Genomic DNA, 16,357 nt, shown 5'->3' with positions numbered 1-16,357 from the left:
GCAGAGATGGGCAAAGGAGCGTAATTGTGACTGTCCGGGTAGGCGTGAACGGCTTCGGTCGTATCGGACGTAACTTCTTCCGGGCTGTCGAGGCGCAGAGGGCGCTCGGCACCACCGACATCGAGATCGTCGCGGTCAACGACCTCACCGACAACGCGACTCTGGCCCACCTGCTCAAGTACGACTCGATCCTCGGCCGCCTGCCGCAGGACGTCAGCCTCGACGGTGAGGACACCATCGTCGTCGGTGACCACCGCATCAAGGCGCTCGAGGTCAAGGAAGGCCCGGCCGCGCTGCCGTGGGGCGACCTGGGCGTGGACGTCGTCGTCGAGTCGACGGGCATCTTCACCGACGCGTCGAAGGCCAAGGGCCACCTCGACGCCGGCGCCAAGAAGGTGATCATCTCGGCGCCCGCCAAGGGTGAGGACCTCACCGTGGTGATGGGCGTCAACGACGACAAGTACGACGGCAGCCAGAACATCATCTCCAACGCCTCGTGCACCACCAACTGCCTCGGCCCGATCGCCAAGGTCCTCGACGACAGCTTCGGCATCGTCAAGGGCCTGATGACCACGGTCCACGCCTACACCCAGGACCAGAACCTGCAGGACGGCCCGCACAAGGACCTGCGCCGCGCCCGCGCCGCCGCCCTGAACGTCGTGCCCACCGGCACCGGCGCCGCCAAGGCCATCGGCCTCGTCCTGCCGCAGCTGGTCGGCAAGCTCGACGGCTACGCCCTGCGCGTGCCGATCCCGACCGGCTCGGTCACCGACCTGACCGCCAACCTCGCCACCCCCGCCTCCATCGAGGAGATCAACGCGGCGATGAAGGCGGCCGCCGAGGGCCCGCTCAAGGGCATCCTCAAGTACACCGAGGACGAGATCGTCTCCTCCGACATCGTCACCGACCCGCACTCGTCGATCTACGACGCCGGCCTGACCAAGGTCATCGACGACCAGGTCAAGATCGTCTCCTGGTACGACAACGAGTGGGGCTACTCCAACCGCCTGGTCGACCTCATCGGCCTGGTCTCGAAGTCCCTCTGACCGAACAGGACAGTCGAACAGTGGCAGTTCAGACCCTGAAGGATCTGCTCGACGCCGGCGTCGAGGGTCGTGGCGTGCTGGTGCGCTCGGACCTCAACGTCCCGTTGGACGGCGCGACGATCACCGACCCCGGCCGCATCGTCGCGTCCGCCCCGACGATCGCCGCGCTCGCCGAGGCGGGCGCGAAGGTCGTCGTCACCGCCCACCTGGGCCGGCCCAAGGGCGAGCCCGATCCGAAGTTCTCCCTCGCCCCGGTCGCGGCGAAGCTCGGTGAGGTGCTCGGCCGCAACGTCCAGCTCGCCGGCGACGTCGTCGGACAGGACGCGCTGGCCCGCTCGGAGGGCCTGACCGACGGCGACATCCTCCTGCTCGAGAACATCCGTTTCGATCCGCGCGAGACCAGCAAGGACGAGGCGGAGCGGCAGGCGCTGGCGCGCGAGCTCGTCGAACTCGTCGGCGAGGACGGCGCGTTCGTCTCCGACGGATTCGGTGTGGTGCACCGCAAGCAGGCGTCGGTGTACGACGTGGCGAACCTGCTGCCGCACTACGCGGGCAACCTCGTCGCCGCCGAGGTCGAGGTGCTGGCCAAGCTCACGGCCGATCCGGAGCGGCCCTACGCGGTGGTGCTCGGCGGCTCGAAGGTCTCCGACAAGCTCGCCGTGATCGAGGCCCTCGCCCCCAAGGTCGACACCCTCGTCATCGGCGGCGGCATGTGCTTCACCTTCCTTGCGGCGCAAGGTATCTCGGTGGGCAACTCGCTGCTCGAGGAGTCGATGACCGAGACCTGCAAGGGCCTGCTCGAGCGGTTCGGCGACGTCATCCACATCCCGCAGGACGTGGTCGTCGCCGACGCGTTCGCCGCCGACGCCGAGGCCGAGACGGTGCCCGTCACCGAGATCCCGGACGGCTGGATGGGCCTGGACATCGGACCCGAGTCGGTGGCCCGGTTCGCCCAGTACCTCACCGGCGCCAAGACCGTGTTCTGGAACGGCCCGATGGGCGTGTTCGAGTTCGAGAAGTTCGCGGCCGGCACCAAGGGGGTCGCCGAGGCGATCGTCGAGGCCACCCGCGCCGGCGCGTTCAGCGTCGTCGGCGGCGGCGACTCGGCCGCGGCGGTGCGCCTGCTCGGCCTGCCCGAGGACGGGTTCTCGCACATCTCCACCGGCGGCGGCGCCTCCCTCGAGTACCTCGAGGGCAAGGAACTGCCCGGCATCGCTGCACTGGAGGCCTGAGATGACCCGTAAGCCGCTCATCGCCGGCAACTGGAAGATGAACCTCAACCACCTCGAGGCCATCGCCCTGGTGCAGAAGATCGCCTTCGCGCTGCCGGAGAAGTACCTCGAGAAGGTGGACGTGACGGTGCTGCCGCCGTTCACGGACATCCGCAGCGTCCAGACGCTGATCGAGGGCGACAAGCTGCTGCTCACCTACGGTGCCCAGGACGTCTCCGCCCACGACTCCGGCGCCTACACCGGCGAGATCAGCGGTGCGATGCTGGCCAAGCTGGGCTGCGCCTACGTCGTCGTCGGCCACTCCGAGCGGCGCACGCTGCACGGCGAGACCGACCAGAGCGTGCTCGCCAAGACCAAGGCGGCCCTGCGGCACGGGCTGACCCCGATCGTCTGCATCGGCGAGGGCCTCGACGTCCGCGAGGCCGGCCGGCACGTGTCCCACAACGTCGCCCAGCTGCGCGGGTCCCTCGCCGGGCTCTCGTCCGACGAGATCGCGAAGATCGTCGTCGCGTACGAGCCGGTGTGGGCCATCGGCACCGGCAAGGTGGCCTCGGCCGCCGACGCCCAGGAGGTGTGCGCCGCGGTGCGCGCCACCCTCGCCGAGCTCGCCTCCCCGGAGGTCGCCGACGCCGTCCGCGTGCTCTACGGCGGCTCGGTCAACGCCAAGAACGTGGGCGAGCTCGTCGCCCAGCCCGACATCGACGGCGGTCTCGTCGGCGGCGCCTCGCTCAAGGCCGACGAGTTCGCACAGCTCTCCGCGATCGCCGCGGGCGGCCCGCTGTAAGCACCCGTGGCGCCCTTCCGGATCCTCCCGAGGCCCGGAAGGACGCCGCGACGGCGCCCTGTAGTCTGGCGCCATGGCACTGTTCCTCGACATCCTGCTGATCACCACCAGCCTGCTGCTGATCCTGCTCGTGCTGCTGCATCGCGGTAAGGGCGGCGGTCTGTCCACCCTGTTCGGTGGCGGTGTCCAGTCCAGCCTGTCCGGCTCCAGTGTCGCCGAGAAGAACCTCGACCGGCTGACCGTCTTCACCGGCATCGTCTGGCTGATCGCCATCCTCGGCATCGGCCTGCAGATCAAGTTCAGCTGATCGCTCCGCACGACGGCGCGACCCGGAATTCCGGGTCGCGCCGTCGTGCGTCGGCCGCGATACTGACCGGATGACGGATACCGCCCGCCCGGCCGACCCCTCCGGGTCCCGCTCCGCCACCGAGCCCCTGCGCCAGGACATCCGGCTGCTCGGCGGGATGCTGGGCCGCATCGTCCGGGAACAGGCCGGCGAGCACCTCTTCGCCCTCGTCGAACGCGCCCGCGTCGAGAGCTTCCGGGTGCGCCGCTCCGAGATCGACCGGGCCGAGGTCGCGGCGATGTTCGCCGACGTCCCCACCGACGACACCCTCCCCGTCATCCGCGCCTTCAGCCACTTCGCGCTGCTGGCGAACCTCGCCGAGGACCTGCACCGCGAACGCCGCCGCGCCGTGCACGTGCGCGCCGGGGAACCGGCACAGGACAGCTCGCTGGCCGCCACCTACCGCAAACTCGACGCCGCCGAACTCGACCCCGCCGAGGTCGCCGCCGCGCTCGACGGCGCCCTCGTCTCCCCGGTGATCACCGCCCACCCCACCGAGACCCGCCGCCGAACCGTCTTCGACGTGCAGAGCCGCATCACCGACCTCATGCGCCGCCGCGAACGCGCCGAGCCCGACGAGCATTCCGACATCGACCTGCAGCTGTGGCGGCAGATCCTCACCCTGTGGCAGACCGCCCTCATCCGGCTCGCCCGCCTCCGCATCCAGGACGAGATCGAGGTCGGCCTGCGGTACTACGACGCCTCCCTGTTCCGCGTCGTCCCGGCCCTCAACGCCGAGGTCCGGCGCGCCCTGCGCGAACGCTGGCCCGGCGTCCCCCTGCTGCCGGACCCGTTGGTGCGCACCGGAACCTGGATCGGCGGCGACCGCGACGGCAACCCCAACGTGACCGCCGAGGTCGTCCACCGCGCCACCGACCGGGCCGCCGCGACCGCCCTCGGCCACCACCTCGCCGAGCTCGAACAGCTCGAGCGGGAACTGTCGATGTCCGCGCGCCTGGTCCGCATCACCGACGACCTCGGCCGGCTCGCCGACGCCTCCGGTGACGACGCCCCGTCGCGCGCCGACGAACCGTACCGCCGCGCGCTGCGCGGCATCCGCGGCCGCCTGACCGCCACCGCGGCACGACTGCTGGACGAACCGCCCCCGCACGCGCTGCCGAGCCCACTGGCCGGCTACGACACGCCCGCCGACCTGCTCGCCGACCTCGACATCCTCGACGTCGCCCTGCGCGCCGGCGGCGGCGCCGCCCTCGCCGACGACCGGCTCGCGCACGTCCGCGGCGCCGTCGAGGCCTTCGGCTTCCACCTCGCCTCCCTCGACCTGCGGCAGAACTCCGAGGTGCACGGCCGGGTGATCGCCGAACTGCTCGCCTGGGCGGGCGTCACCGACGACTATCCAACCCTGCCCGAGGACGAGAAGGTCGCCCTGCTCGCCGCGGAGTTGCGCACCCGTCGGCCCCTCAGCGCGCCCGGCGCGCGGCTCGGCGCCGACACCACCCGCGAACTCGGCGTGCTGCGCGCCGCCGCCGACGCCGTCGCGCGCCTCGGACCCCAGGCGGTGCCGCACTACATCGTCAGCATGTGCGGGTCGGTGTCCGATCTGCTCGAGGCCGTGATCCTGCTCGACGAGGTCGGTCTCGTCGAGCACGACGTCGCGGGACCGCGCTGCCCGGTCGCGGTGATCCCGCTGTTCGAGACCATCGACGATTTGAGGCACGGCGCCGAGATCCTCACCGCCGCCCTTGCCGTCCCCGAGTTCCGCAACCTCGTCGACGCCGCCGGCGGCGTGCAGGAGGTCATGCTGGGCTACTCGGATTCGAACAAGGACGGCGGGTACCTCGCCGCGAACTGGGCGCTGTACCGGGCCGAACTCGACCTGGTGGAGGCCGCGCGCACCGCCGGGATCCGGCTGCGCCTGTTCCACGGCCGCGGCGGCACCGTCGGCCGCGGCGGTGGCCCGAGCTACGACGCGATCCTCGCGCAGCCGCCCGGGGCCGTCGCCGGCTCGCTGCGGCTGACCGAGCAGGGCGAGGTGATCGCCGCGAAGTACGCCGAGCCGAAGCTGGCGCGCCGCAACCTCGAATCACTCGTCGCCGCGACCCTCGAGTCCACCCTCCTCGACGTCGAGGGACTCGGCAGCGACGCCGCCCCGGCGTACGCGGTGCTCGACGAGCTCGCCGAACTCGCCCGCACCGCCTACAGCGACCTGGTACACGAGACCCCCGGCTTCGTCGAGTACTTCCGGACCGCCACGCCGGTCGCGGAGATCGGGGCCCTGAACATCGGCAGCCGGCCCACCTCCCGCAAGCCGACGTCGTCGATCGCCGACCTGCGGGCGATCCCCTGGGTGCTGGCGTGGACCCAGTCCCGGGTCATGCTGCCCGGCTGGTACGGCACCGGCACCGCCGTCGAGACCTGGATCGGCGGCGACGACGAGCGTCTGGCCACCCTCACCGGCCTGTACCGCCGCTGGCCGTTCTTCCGCACCGTGCTGTCCAACATGGCGATGGTGCTGGCCAAGTCCGACCTCGGTCTCGCGGCGCGCTACGCCGAGCTGGTGCCCGATCCCGATCTGCGGCACCGGGTGTTCGACAAGATCACCGCCGAACACGACCGCACCGTGCGCACCTACCTGGCGATCACCGGTCACCCCGACCTGACCGCGGACAACCCGGCGCTGGCCCGATCGGTGCACAACCGCTTCCCGTACCTCGAGCCGCTGAACCACCTGCAGGTCGAACTGTTGCGCCGATTCCGCGCGGGCGAGGACACCGACCGGGTCCGCCGCGGCATCCAGCTGACGATGAACGGGCTCGCGACCGCGCTGCGCAACAGCGGCTAGCGGCGGGGTGACAGCGGCCGAACGCCGGGGCCCCGTGCCCGCTCAGCGGGAAGACGGCGCCCCGCACGGCCGTGAGCCCGCTACAACGGGACAGGTGACACACGACCGCGAACAGATCATCGAACGGCTCGCCGAGCTCGCCGCCGCCCTCGACCGCCGCGACTGGGAGGCCCTCGGGGCCGCCTTCACCGACTCTGCCACCGGCTACGGTGCCGCGGGCCGCGACGGCATCGTCGCCGTGGTCCGCGCGCACCTCGGTGGCTGCGGACCGTCGCAGCATCTGCTGGGCAACCACCGTGTCGAGGTCGACGGCGACCGGGCCCGGTCACTGACGTATGCCCGCGTCCACCATCAGGGCGCGGGTCCGGCCGCCGGAGCGAGTTACGAGTGTTTCGGCGAATACGACGATCGGTGGACCCGCACCCGGGACGGCTGGCGCCTGACCTCCCGCACCTTCACCGTGTCCCACGACCTCGGCGACGCCGGCGTGCTCAGGCCCGGCTGACCTCCGGACCGCGCCGCGGTCCCGGCAGCGGCGGGAGTCAGGGCGTGACGATCGCGAAGTCCGGATCCACCGGTGCGAGCACCTCGAAGAGCCGGCCCGCCACCGTCGGGTCGCCCGTCACCGCGATCGTCCCGTCCGCGAGGGCCGTCGCCGGATCCAGCTGCCCGGTGAGCGCACCGATCAGCGTGCGGCGGGTGAGGGTGAACACCGTGCTGCCCGGCAGCGGCGCGTCGACGGTCCGGTGGTTGAGCACGCCGTGCCGCAGCTCCGTGAGATACGTGATCCCGAGGTCGGTGAGGATCCACGAGATCACGAGCCGCAGGTCCCACGCGCGCGGCCCGTCCACCCGCACGGCCAGGCTGTCGAAGAGCTGCGGGACGGTCAGCGCATCGAGGAAGTCGCCCGAGGACTGCACGGGCGAGCCGAAGATCCCGTCGCGGAGCTCCTTCGCGCCGGCCAGGTAGATGCAGCGCCAGGTGCCGTTCTCGGAGCCGTACGCGAGTTGCTCCATCGCGTCGGCCTGCAGGGCCCGGGCGGCCTGGTCGGTGTCGTCGGTGAACAGCAGATGCTTGCAGACCTCGAGCACCCAGCGGTAGTCGCCCTCCTCGAAGGCGTCCCGCGCGACGGCGAGGGCGGCGTCGGCGCCGCCCATGGCGTCGACGTACCGGCGGGCTGCCTCGACCGGGGGATGGGCCCACAGGTTGGCGGGATTGCCGTCGTACCACCCCATGTACCGCTGGTAGATCGCCTTGACGTTGTGGCTCACCGAGCCGTAGTAGCCGTGGGTGTGCCACGCGGCCGCCAGGGCCGGGGGCATCTCGAACCGCTCGGCGATCTCCGCGCCCACGAGCCCCTGGTTCATCATCCGCAGCGTCTGATCGTGCAGGTACAGGTACATGTCGCGCTGCACGGACAGGAATTCGAGCGCACGTTCGCGGCCCCACGTCGGCCAGTGGTGCGAGGCGAACACGACGTCGAGTGCGTCGCCCCACAGGCCGATCGTCTCGTTGAGGTAGTGGCCCCAGGCGTGCGCGTCGCGCACCACCGCGCCGCGCAGCGTGAGGATGTTGTGCATGGTGTGGGTGGCGTTCTCCGCCGCGCACAGGGCACGCCGATCGGGGAACCAGATGTTCATCTCGGCCGGGGCCTCGGTGCCGGGGGTGAGCTGGAAGACCATCCGCACCCCGTCGACGGTGAGTTCCTGCCCGGTCGCGGTGATGTCGACGGTCGGCGCGATGAGCGTGACGGTGCCGGCCGAGGTGGTCTGGCCCAGCCCGGCCCCGATCTGACCGGCCGGACCCTTCTCGAGCGCCGCGCCGTACATGTAGCCCGAGCGGCGCGACATCGCCGTGCCGGCGAAGAGGTTCTCCGCCACCGCGTGTTCGAGGAACCCGGCCGGGGCGACGACGGGGACCGTCCCGGCCTCGACGAGCCCCGGGTCGAGCACACCCTTGACACCGCCGAAGTGGTCGACGTGGGAGTGGGTGTAGATCATCCCGGAGACGGGTCGGTCGCCGCGGTACCCGCGGTACAGGGCCAGGGCGGCCGCGGCGGTCTCCGCGCTGATCAGGGGGTCGATCACGATCACCCCGGCCTCACCCTCGACGACGGTCATCACCGACAGGTCGAATCCGCGCAGCTGGTAGATCCCCGGCACCACCTCGAACAGGCCGTCCTCGGCGAGCAGCCGTCCCTGCCGCCACAGGCTCGGATGCGCCGTCTCCGGCGCGGACCCGTCCAGGAACGCGTAGGCGTCGAGGTCCCACACCACCCGCCCGTCCGCGCCGGTGATCCGCCGCTGCTCGCTGCGGCCGACGAACCCGCGCGTCACGTCCTCGGAATCCTGCCCGTCGTCCGCGGGCAGCGCGGCCGCCGCGGCCTGCAGGTTCCGCCGGGTCGTCTCGCTGGCACCGCCTGCGTTCATGACGCCGCCCTCCTCGGAATCTCGGCTGTGTCGAGGGTACGGTCGGCCCGTCGCGGCGGGTGCACGGAATCGGGGAATCCGCCGCCGGCGCTGCCCGCCGCCGGCGAGGCGGCCGGACCCGTGCAGACGGAGCGTGCGGCTCCGGCGTGCGCGGGCGCAGTCACCGATCCGGACCGTCGGCCTCGTCCAGTTCGACGCGGGCAGCGGTGCCCGCCGCCTCCACGGTCGGATGCGCGTGCGCGAGCAAGGCCTCGTCCCCGGCGGCGACGAGCACGTCGCGGACCACCCCGCTGTCGCGGGCCGGGTACAGACGGATTCCGCGGTGGCCGAGGGCGTCGGCGAGCCGGCCCAGCACCTGTGCGGTGTTCAGCGGTACTCGTCGGCGAGGTCGAGGTAGCCGTCCCAGCGGGGCAGGGCGCGGCCGGCGAGCACGGCGTCGAGCCGGTCGAGATAGTACTGCCAGCCGGGACCGACCTCCGAGGTCTCCGACCGCGGTACGTGCCGGTGGGAGAACTCGAGCGTGGTGACGACACCGACCTGCTTCAAGGTGACCTCGAGATGCCACCCGTCCTGGTCGACGCCGAGCTCGTGGGGTGGATCGCAGCGCAGGATCCGCACGTCCGTCGTCGCCGTGTCGTGCTCGTCGGTCATCGTCAGCCGCACCCGTCCGGAGGTGGGGTCGCCCGTCCACCGTCCGTACCAGCGTTCGAGCCGGTCCGACTCGGTCAACGCCGCCCACACCTCGCCCACCGGCAGCGCGAAACTGCGCACGTAGTGCAGGGTCACGAGCGAGGACCCGTCCGGACAGCCGTGCTCGGGACGGATCTCGCCGAGGACGGTGGTCGGGGTGCTCATCGAACGCTCCTTTCCACGCAGTGCTGTCCCCATTGTGATCCGCCGGGTGTCACCCTGCCGGGTTCGGGGTCGGACCGACTCGGCGGGGAACCGCCGGGGCGGCCGCGGCGTCGAACGAGGCAGGGAACACCACAGGGGAGGAGCCCCACCATGGACCGTAGGACGGTGCGCTGCAGCCGTGCCCGCTTCACCGGGCTGCCCACGACCCGCAACCCGAGCTGGACCGCGCGCCTGCGCTGCGGCGTGACCGACGGCTGCCGGCCCCCGGATCCACGGGCGGGCGAGCCCGACCGGGACGGACCGTGGCGGTGACGGTCAGTCGGCGGGCAGTGCCGCGGCGGCCTCCGCATCGAGGAACCACACGGTCTGCTCGCGGCCCCACGCCCCGGCCGCCGGGACGTCCACCGGGGCGGCGCCGCCCACCGCGGCCGCGACGGCCTCGGCCTTGGCCGCACCGGTGACGAGCAGCCACACCTGCCGGGCGCGACGGATCGCGGGAAGGGTGAGCGTGACCCGCGCGGCGGGCGGCTTGGGGGAGTCCTCGACGCCGACGACGAAGCGGTCCTGCTCGCGCACCGCGTCGGTGTGCGGGAACAGGGAGTTGATGTGGCCCTCGCCGCCCATGCCCAGCAGGTGCACGTCGAACTCGGGGGTCGTGCCGTCGGGGGAGTTCGCGGCGAGCACCTCCTCGTACGTGCGCGCCGCCGAGTCGGGGGAACCGGCCCCGGCCTCGTCGAGGGTGGGCATCGCGTGCACCCGCGCCGGATCGAGCGGCACGTGGTCGAGCAGCGCCGCGCGCGCCTGGACCTCGTTGCGCTCCGGGTCGCCCGGCGGCAGATATCGCTCGTCGCCGAAGTACACGTCGACCGCGGACCAGTCGATCCCACCGGGGGCACGCAGGACCGCATCGAGCACGGCGATGCCGGTGCCGCCCCCGGTGAGCACCACCGACGCGCGGCCGCGGGCGTGCTGCGCGGCGACCACGGCCTCGACGAAGGCTGCGGCGGCCGCTCGCGCGACGTCGTCGCCCGTCTCGCAGCGCCGCACGCGGACGTTCTGGGAAGTGTCGTGCACGTCAGACATACTCCACCTTGGACAGTGCGGTCAGGGCCGAGTGGTACACCTCGTCGGGGTCGAGCCGCCGCAGTTCCTCGGCGAGGCATTCCGAGGAGTCGCGGCGTGCGAGCGTGATCAGCGAATCGGGTTTACCGGTGCGCCGCAACGTCGCGACACGCCCGTCCTGGGGCCGCTCGAGCGAGATCGTCTGGGTGCGGGTGCGCAGTTCGACCCGCAGATCGCCCACCGCGCGCTGGACCGGGCCGTCGATCCGGCTCGCGAGCCAGCCCGCGAGCAGATCCACCGCGGGTTCGCTGCCGAGCCCCGACACCAGCGCCGACTCGATCGGCTCGAACGGCGGCTGGTCGAGCGCGGAGACGAGCAACGCCCGCCAGTAGGTGATCCGGCCCCACGCGAGGTCGGTGTCGCCGGGGGTGTAGCCGGGCAGCCGGGAGACGATCTCGGCCATGGGGCGCGACGAGTTCGTCGCGTCCGTCAGGCGACGCACGGCGAGCCGGCCCACCGGATCCGCCGCGGGCACCTCCGGGGGCGTGTTCGGCCACCACACCACCACCGGGGTGTCCGGCAGCAGGAACGGCACGATCACCGATTCCTGGTGGTCGGCGAGCGGGCCGTGCAACGCGAGGATCAGCACCTCCGAGGCGCCGGCGTCGCCGCCGATGCGGATCTCCGCATCCATGCGCGGTTCGCCGCCCGCGCGGCCGCGGCCGACGACGATCACACGGCACGGATGCTCCCGCGACGCCCCGATGGCCGCGGTGATCGCGGCCTCGAGTCCGCGCGGACCGTCGGTGCACACCACCAGCGTGAGCACGCGCCCCTGCGTGACGATGCCCCCGGTCTGCCGCAGCTGGACCAGCTGCTTGCTGATGTCGATCGCGGTCGCGTTGCGCAACTGCATTCTCACGGGCGTCTCCATTCGCGGCCCGAGCGACGGAGCATCTCGTCGGCTGCCGACGGTCCCCAGGTGCCGGCCTCGTACGGTTCGGGCTTACCGTGTGCCGCCCAGTGCTCGAGCACCGGGTCGAGGATCTTCCACGACAGCTCGACCTCGTCGTCGACGGGGAAGAGGGACGGCACGCCGAGCAGCACATCGAGGATGAGCCGCTCGTACGCCTCGGGGGAGGACTCGGTGAACGCCTGGCCGTAGCTGAAGTCCATGTTGACGTCGCGGACCTCCATGCCCGACCCGGGCACCTTGGAGCCGAAGCGGAGGGTGACCCCCTCGTCCGGCTGCACCCGGATCACGAGTGCGTTCTGGCCGAGCTCGGTGGTCATCGTCTGATCGAACGGCAGGTGCGGGGCCCGCTTGAACACGATCGCGATCTCGGTGACGCGCCGGCCCAGGCGCTTGCCGGTGCGCAGGTAGAACGGCACTCCGGCCCAGCGGCGGGTGTCGATCTCGCACGTGATCGCCGCGTACGTCTCGGTGGTCGAGTCGGCCGCGAAGCCCTGCTCCTCGTGCAGGCCGACGACCTGACCGCCGTTCTGCCAGCCCGCGATGTACTGGCCGCGGGCGGTGGTCTCGTCGAGGGGCTCGGCGAGCCTGGTCGCGGAGAGCACCTTGATCTTCTCCGCCCGCAACTCGGCCGGGTCGAAGCTGATCGGTTCCTCCATGGCGATGAACGCGAGCAGCTGCAACAGGTGGTTCTGGATCACGTCCCGGGCGGCGCCGATGCCGTCGTAATAGCCGGCGCGGCCGCCGAGGCCGATGTCCTCGGCCATCGTGATCTGGACATGGTCGACGTAGTGCGCGTTCCACAGCGGGTCGAACAGCTGGTTCGCGAACCGCAACGCCAGGATGTTCTGCACCGTCTCCTTGCCGAGGTAGTGGTCGATGCGGAACACCGCCTCCTCGGGGAACACCTCGGCGACCAGCCGGTTCAGCTCCCGGGCGCTCGTCAGGTCGTGGCCGAACGGCTTCTCGATGATCACGCGGCTCCACGTGCCCTCCCGCGCGATCGCGAGCCCGGACTGCTTCAGCTGCGCCGACACCACCGGGAACGCATTCGGCGGGATGGAGAGGTAGAAGGCGTGGTTGCCGCCCGTGCCGCGGGCCTTGTCCAGTTCGGCGAGCGTCGACGCGAGTTCGGCGAACGCGGCGTCGTCGTCGAAGCTGCCCTGCACGAAGCGAATGCCCTCGGCCAGGCGGTTCCACACCTCCTCGCGGAATTTGGTGCGCGAGTTGGCCTTCACCGCGTCGTGGACGACCCGGCCGAAGTCCTCGTCGACCCAGTCCCGCCGGGCGAAGCCGACGAGCGCGAACCCGGGCGGCAGCAGGCCGCGGTTGGCCAGGTCGTACACCGCCGGCATCAGCTTGCGGCGGGCCAGGTCACCGGTGACCCCGAAGATCACCAGGGCGCACGGCCCGGCGATCCGGGGCAGCCGCCGATCGCGCTCGTCCCGGAGTGGGTTGACCCACGCCGCCGTCTCGGGTTCGCGCACCGCGTCAGCTCTTCGCGCCGTGCGCGATCAGCTGCTCGGAGGTGGCGGCGAGCAGCTCGTTCCAGGACACCTCGAACTTCTCGACGCCCTCGTCCTCGAGCTTGCGGAACACCTCGGGCAGGTTCACCCCGATCGTCGACAGCGCGGAGAACACGTTCGCGGCGGCCTTCTCGGTGCCGGTGACCGTGTCGCCGGTGACTTCCCCATGGTCGGCGACGGCCTCGAGGGTCTTCTCCGGCATGGTGTTGACCGTGTGCGGGGCGACCAGCTCGGTGACGTACAGGGTGTCCGAGTACTCCGGGTTCTTCACCCCGGTCGACGCCCACAGAGCGCGCTGCGGCCGCGCCCCGGCGGCGGCGAGCTGCTCGAACCGGGCACCCGACTCGAACGCCCGGCGGTACGCCGCGTACGCCAGGCGGGCGTTGGCGACGCCGGCCTTACCGCGCAGCGCGAGGGCCTCGGGGGTGCCGATGGCCTCGAGCCGCGCGTCGATCTCGGTGTCGACGCGGGAGACGAAGAACGAGGCCACCGAGTGGATCGTCGACAGGTCGTGGCCGGCCGACTTGGCGGCGGTCAGGCCGTCGAGGTAGGCCTCGATGACCCGCTCGTAGCGCTCGACCGAGAAGATCAGCGTCACGTTCACGCTGATGCCCTCGCCGATCACGCGGGCGATGGCGGGCAGGCCGGCCACCGTCGCGGGGATCTTGATGAGCAGGTTGGGGCGGTCCACGATGCGCCACAGCTCGATCGCCTGCTGCACGGTCGCGTCGGTGGAATGCGCCAGCCGCGGGTCGACCTCGATAGAGACGCGGCCGTCGACGCCGCCGGTGGCCTCGAACACCGGGGCCAGGACGTCGCACGCGGCGCGCACGTCGTCGGTGGTGACGGTGCGGATGGTGGTGTCCACGTCGGCGCCGGCCAGGGCGAGCTCACGGACCTGGGCGTCGTAGACGTGACCCTTGCTGAGCGCGGCCTGGAAGATCGACGGGTTGGTGGTCACGCCCACCACGCTGCGGGTGGCGATCAGCTCGGCAAGGTTGCCGGACTCGATGCGGTCCCGGGAGAGGTCGTCGAGCCACACGGACACACCGGCGGCCGAGAGCTGGGCGAGGTTCTCGTTCTGGGTTACCTGCTGGGTCATCGGGATCATCCCTTCACTCGGGTCAGCGAGCGGCGGGCGGCGTCGACGACGGCCTCGGCGGTGATGCCGAACTCGCGGAACAGGGTCTTGTGGTCGGCGGAGGCGCCGAAGTGCTCGAGCGAAACGGCCTCACCGGCGTCGCCGAGCAGGCGGTACCACGGCATCGCCAGGCCGGCCTCGACGGAGACGCGGGTACGCACCGCCGGCGGCAGCACCGCGTCGCGGTACGCCTGGTCCTGCTCGAGGAACCAGTCGAGGACCGGCACCGACACCACGCGGGTGGGGACGCCGTCGGCCTCGAGGACCTCGCGGGCCGCGACGGCGAGCTGCAACTCCGAGCCGGTGCCGAGCAGCACCACCTCCGGGGTGCCGCTCGACGCCTCGGCCAGCACGTACGCGCCGCGGGCCAGGCCCTCGGCGGCCTTCTCGCGGGTGCCCTCCAGCACCGGCACGTCCTGGCGGGTCAGGGCCAGGGCGGTCGGGCCGGTCTTGTTCTCCAGCGCGGCGGCCCACGCGAACGAGGTCTCGTTCGCGTCGCCGGGGCGGATCACGGCCAGGTTGGGGATGGCGCGCAGCGCCGTGAGGTGCTCGACCGGCTGGTGCGTCGGGCCGTCCTCGCCGAGGCCGATCGAGTCGTGGGTCCACACGTAGATCGCCGGGGTCTGCATGAGCGCGGCGAGCCGCACCGCGGGACGCATGTAGTCGCTGAACACCAGGAAGGTGCCGCCGTAGGGGCGGGTCGGGCCGTGCAGGGCGATGCCGTTGAGGATCGAACCCATCGCGTGCTCGCGCACGCCGAAGTGCAGCGTCCGCCCGTACGGCTGGGCGTTCCAGTCCTTCGTGGAGATCGACACCGGGCCGAACGAATCCGAGCCGGGGATCGTGGTGTTGTTCGAGCCCGCCAGGTCCGCCGAACCGCCCCACAGCTCGGGCAGCACCGGACCGAGCGCGGCGAGGGCGCTGCCGGACGCCTTGCGGGTGGCCGGGCCCTTGGCGGCCGGCTCGTAGGTGGGCAGCGCCTCGGTCCAGCCGGCCGGGAAGTCCCCGGACTGCAACCGGTCGAACAGCTCCTTGCGCTGCGGCTCCCGGCCCGCCCACGCGTCGAACTCGGCCTGCCATGCGGTGCGGGCCGCCGCGCCGCGCTCGACGACGGCGCGGGTGTGCTCGATCACGGCCGGGTCGACGTCGAAGTGCTTGGCGGGGTCGAAGCCGAGGGCGGTCTTGACGGCGGCGACCTCGTCGGCGCCGAGGGCGGCGCCGTGCACGTCGCCGGTGTTCATCTTGGTCGGCGCCGGGTAGCCGATGATGGTGCGCAGCACGACGAGCGACGGCTTGTCGGTGACGGCCTTGGCGGCCTCGACGGCGTCGAGGATCGCGGTGACGTTCTCGCCGCCCTCGACGGTCTGCACGTGCCAGCCGTACGCCTCGTAGCGCTTGGCGACGTCCTCACCGAGCGCGATCGCCGTGTCGTGCTCGATGGAGATCTTGTTGTCGTCGTAGAAGACGATCAGGTTGCCGAGCTGCTGCACGCCCGCGAGGGACGAGGCCTCCGACGTCACGCCCTCCTCGATGTCGCCGTCGGAGGCGAGGACGTAGACGTGGTGGTCGAACGGGCTCGCGCCGGTCGCCGCGTCCGGGTCGAACAGGCCGCGTTCGCGGCGCGCCGCCATCGCCATGCCCACGGCGGAGGCCAGGCCCTGCCCGAGCGGGCCGGTGGTCATCTCCACCCCCGCGGTGTGCCCGAACTCGGGGTGGCCGGGGGTCTTCGAACCCCACGTGCGCAGCGCCTCGAGGTCGGCGAGCTCGAGCCCGTAGCCCGACAGGTACAGCTGGATGTAGAGGGTCAGGCTCGAGTGCCCGCACGAGAGCACGAACCGGTCCCGTCCCACCCAGTGCGGGTCGGTCGGGTCGTGCCGCATCACCCTCTGGAACAGCGTGTAGGCCACCGGGGCCAGGCTCATCGCCGTGCCGGGGTGTCCGTTACCCACCTTCTGGACCGCGTCGGCGGCGAGCACGCGGGCGGTGTCGACGGCCTTGGTGTCGAGGTCGGTCCAGTCGGCGGGGTGCACTGCCTGGGTGAGAGAGCGGATCTCGTCTGTGATCGACACGAGCAGAAGTCTCCTGACATGGGTATACGGGGAGCGTGCGGGCGCGAAAGCCTCGAGCGCCCCTCCAGAGTAATGTGCTGCGCTTTGCGGG

At 71.7% G+C, this 16,357-nt stretch carries 15 protein-coding genes; 7 read left to right on the top strand and 8 right to left on the bottom strand.

Annotated features, from left to right (window positions below; translation table 11 throughout):
• Nucleotides 1-26 precede the first annotated feature (26 nt).
• The 6 genes from gap (at nucleotide 27) to A4U64_RS11580 (ending at nucleotide 6,716) form a co-directional block, all read left to right on the top strand.
• Entirely contained in the window at nucleotides 27-1,046 is a 1,020-nt protein-coding gene (gene gap / locus A4U64_RS11605) for a type I glyceraldehyde-3-phosphate dehydrogenase (RefSeq protein WP_006937692.1), read from the top strand.
• Between the two features lie 20 nt (nucleotides 1,047-1,066).
• Nucleotides 1,067-2,278 (top strand): phosphoglycerate kinase, encoded by a 1,212-nt coding sequence (locus tag A4U64_RS11600; protein WP_006937693.1) that lies wholly within the window; start codon nucleotides 1,067-1,069, stop codon nucleotides 2,276-2,278.
• A 1-nt stretch (nucleotide 2,279) separates the two neighbouring features.
• A complete protein-coding gene (gene tpiA / locus A4U64_RS11595; RefSeq protein WP_050035214.1) occupies nucleotides 2,280-3,062 on the top strand; it encodes a triose-phosphate isomerase in 783 nt (260 codons plus the stop codon).
• 73 nt (nucleotides 3,063-3,135) lie between these two features.
• Nucleotides 3,136-3,369 carry a preprotein translocase subunit SecG gene (gene secG / locus A4U64_RS11590; protein WP_003939471.1) on the top strand — a complete coding sequence of 78 codons (234 nt, stop codon included), beginning with the start codon at nucleotides 3,136-3,138 and terminating at the stop codon, nucleotides 3,367-3,369.
• Between the two features lie 70 nt (nucleotides 3,370-3,439).
• Nucleotides 3,440-6,211, top strand: a complete 2,772-nt coding sequence (ppc, locus tag A4U64_RS11585; protein ID WP_050035215.1) for a phosphoenolpyruvate carboxylase — start codon at nucleotides 3,440-3,442, stop codon at nucleotides 6,209-6,211.
• A gap of 94 nt (nucleotides 6,212-6,305) precedes the next feature.
• Nucleotides 6,306-6,716, top strand: coding sequence for a nuclear transport factor 2 family protein (locus A4U64_RS11580; protein ID WP_065922577.1), 411 nt, complete (start codon nucleotides 6,306-6,308; stop codon nucleotides 6,714-6,716).
• A 37-nt stretch (nucleotides 6,717-6,753) separates the two neighbouring features.
• Here the strand turns inward: A4U64_RS11580 and A4U64_RS11575 are convergent, their stop codons facing one another.
• From A4U64_RS11575 to A4U64_RS11565, 3 genes are all read right to left on the bottom strand, one after another.
• A complete protein-coding gene (locus A4U64_RS11575) occupies nucleotides 6,754-8,640 on the bottom strand; it encodes an alkyl/aryl-sulfatase (protein ID WP_065922576.1) in 1,887 nt (628 codons plus the stop codon).
• 160 nt (nucleotides 8,641-8,800) lie between these two features.
• Nucleotides 8,801-8,995, bottom strand: coding sequence for a hypothetical protein (locus tag A4U64_RS11570; protein WP_006936588.1), 195 nt, complete (start codon nucleotides 8,993-8,995; stop codon nucleotides 8,801-8,803).
• Between the two features lie 11 nt (nucleotides 8,996-9,006).
• On the bottom strand, nucleotides 9,007-9,495 hold the full coding sequence (locus A4U64_RS11565; RefSeq protein ID WP_050035217.1) for an SRPBCC domain-containing protein: 489 nt from the start codon (nucleotides 9,493-9,495) through the stop codon (nucleotides 9,007-9,009).
• Between the two features lie 150 nt (nucleotides 9,496-9,645).
• On the opposite strand from A4U64_RS11565, the gene A4U64_RS28225 reads away from it, so the two are divergent.
• Entirely contained in the window at nucleotides 9,646-9,807 is a 162-nt protein-coding gene (locus A4U64_RS28225) for a hypothetical protein (RefSeq protein ID WP_157127583.1), read from the top strand.
• Between the two features lie 3 nt (nucleotides 9,808-9,810).
• Here A4U64_RS28225 and pgl read toward each other — a convergent pair whose 3' ends face one another.
• Genes pgl through tkt form a run of 5 tightly spaced genes read right to left on the bottom strand, consistent with a single transcriptional unit; the run spans nucleotide 9,811 to nucleotide 16,266 of the window.
• Nucleotides 9,811-10,578 (bottom strand): 6-phosphogluconolactonase, encoded by a 768-nt coding sequence (gene pgl, locus A4U64_RS11560; RefSeq protein WP_050035218.1) that lies wholly within the window; start codon nucleotides 10,576-10,578, stop codon nucleotides 9,811-9,813.
• Complete coding sequence (opcA, locus tag A4U64_RS11555; RefSeq protein WP_373566476.1) at nucleotides 10,571-11,479, bottom strand: glucose-6-phosphate dehydrogenase assembly protein OpcA; 909 nt, start codon at nucleotides 11,477-11,479, stop codon at nucleotides 10,571-10,573. The genes pgl and opcA overlap by 8 nt, the downstream gene beginning before the upstream one ends.
• Nucleotides 11,476-13,017, bottom strand: coding sequence for a glucose-6-phosphate dehydrogenase (zwf, locus tag A4U64_RS11550; protein WP_006936597.1), 1,542 nt, complete (start codon nucleotides 13,015-13,017; stop codon nucleotides 11,476-11,478). The genes opcA and zwf overlap by 4 nt, the downstream gene beginning before the upstream one ends.
• A gap of 4 nt (nucleotides 13,018-13,021) precedes the next feature.
• On the bottom strand, nucleotides 13,022-14,158 hold the full coding sequence (gene tal, locus A4U64_RS11545; RefSeq protein ID WP_029543636.1) for a transaldolase: 1,137 nt from the start codon (nucleotides 14,156-14,158) through the stop codon (nucleotides 13,022-13,024).
• Between the two features lie 5 nt (nucleotides 14,159-14,163).
• The gene (gene tkt, locus A4U64_RS11540; RefSeq protein WP_065922575.1) at nucleotides 14,164-16,266 is read right to left on the bottom strand and encodes a transketolase; all 2,103 of its coding nucleotides are present in this window, start codon (nucleotides 16,264-16,266) and stop codon (nucleotides 14,164-14,166) included.
• Between the last annotated feature and the right edge of the window lie 91 nt (nucleotides 16,267-16,357).

The organism is Rhodococcus sp. WB1 (assembly GCF_001700945.1).
Lineage (GTDB): Bacteria > Actinomycetota > Actinomycetes > Mycobacteriales > Mycobacteriaceae > Rhodococcus > Rhodococcus aetherivorans.
This window is presented reverse-complemented; position numbering and strand designations above follow the sequence as displayed.

What these genes read in the sequence shown, in the direction of transcription:
- tpiA (WP_050035214.1), top strand. Translation starts at nt 2,280, where the DNA reads ATGACCCGTAAGCCGCTCATCGCCGGCAACTGGAAGATGAACCTCAAC.
- secG (WP_003939471.1), top strand. Translation starts at nt 3,136, where the DNA reads ATGGCACTGTTCCTCGACATCCTGCTGATCACCACCAGCCTGCTGCTG.
- ppc (WP_050035215.1), top strand. Translation starts at nt 3,440, where the DNA reads ATGACGGATACCGCCCGCCCGGCCGACCCCTCCGGGTCCCGCTCCGCC.
- A4U64_RS11575 (WP_065922576.1), bottom strand. Translation starts at nt 8,640, where the DNA reads ATGAACGCAGGCGGTGCCAGCGAGACGACCCGGCGGAACCTGCAGGCC.
- A4U64_RS11565 (WP_050035217.1), bottom strand. Translation starts at nt 9,495, where the DNA reads ATGAGCACCCCGACCACCGTCCTCGGCGAGATCCGTCCCGAGCACGGC.
- A4U64_RS28225 (WP_157127583.1), top strand. Translation starts at nt 9,646, where the DNA reads ATGGACCGTAGGACGGTGCGCTGCAGCCGTGCCCGCTTCACCGGGCTG.
- pgl (WP_050035218.1), bottom strand. Translation starts at nt 10,578, where the DNA reads ATGTCTGACGTGCACGACACTTCCCAGAACGTCCGCGTGCGGCGCTGC.
- tal (WP_029543636.1), bottom strand. Translation starts at nt 14,158, where the DNA reads ATGACCCAGCAGGTAACCCAGAACGAGAACCTCGCCCAGCTCTCGGCC.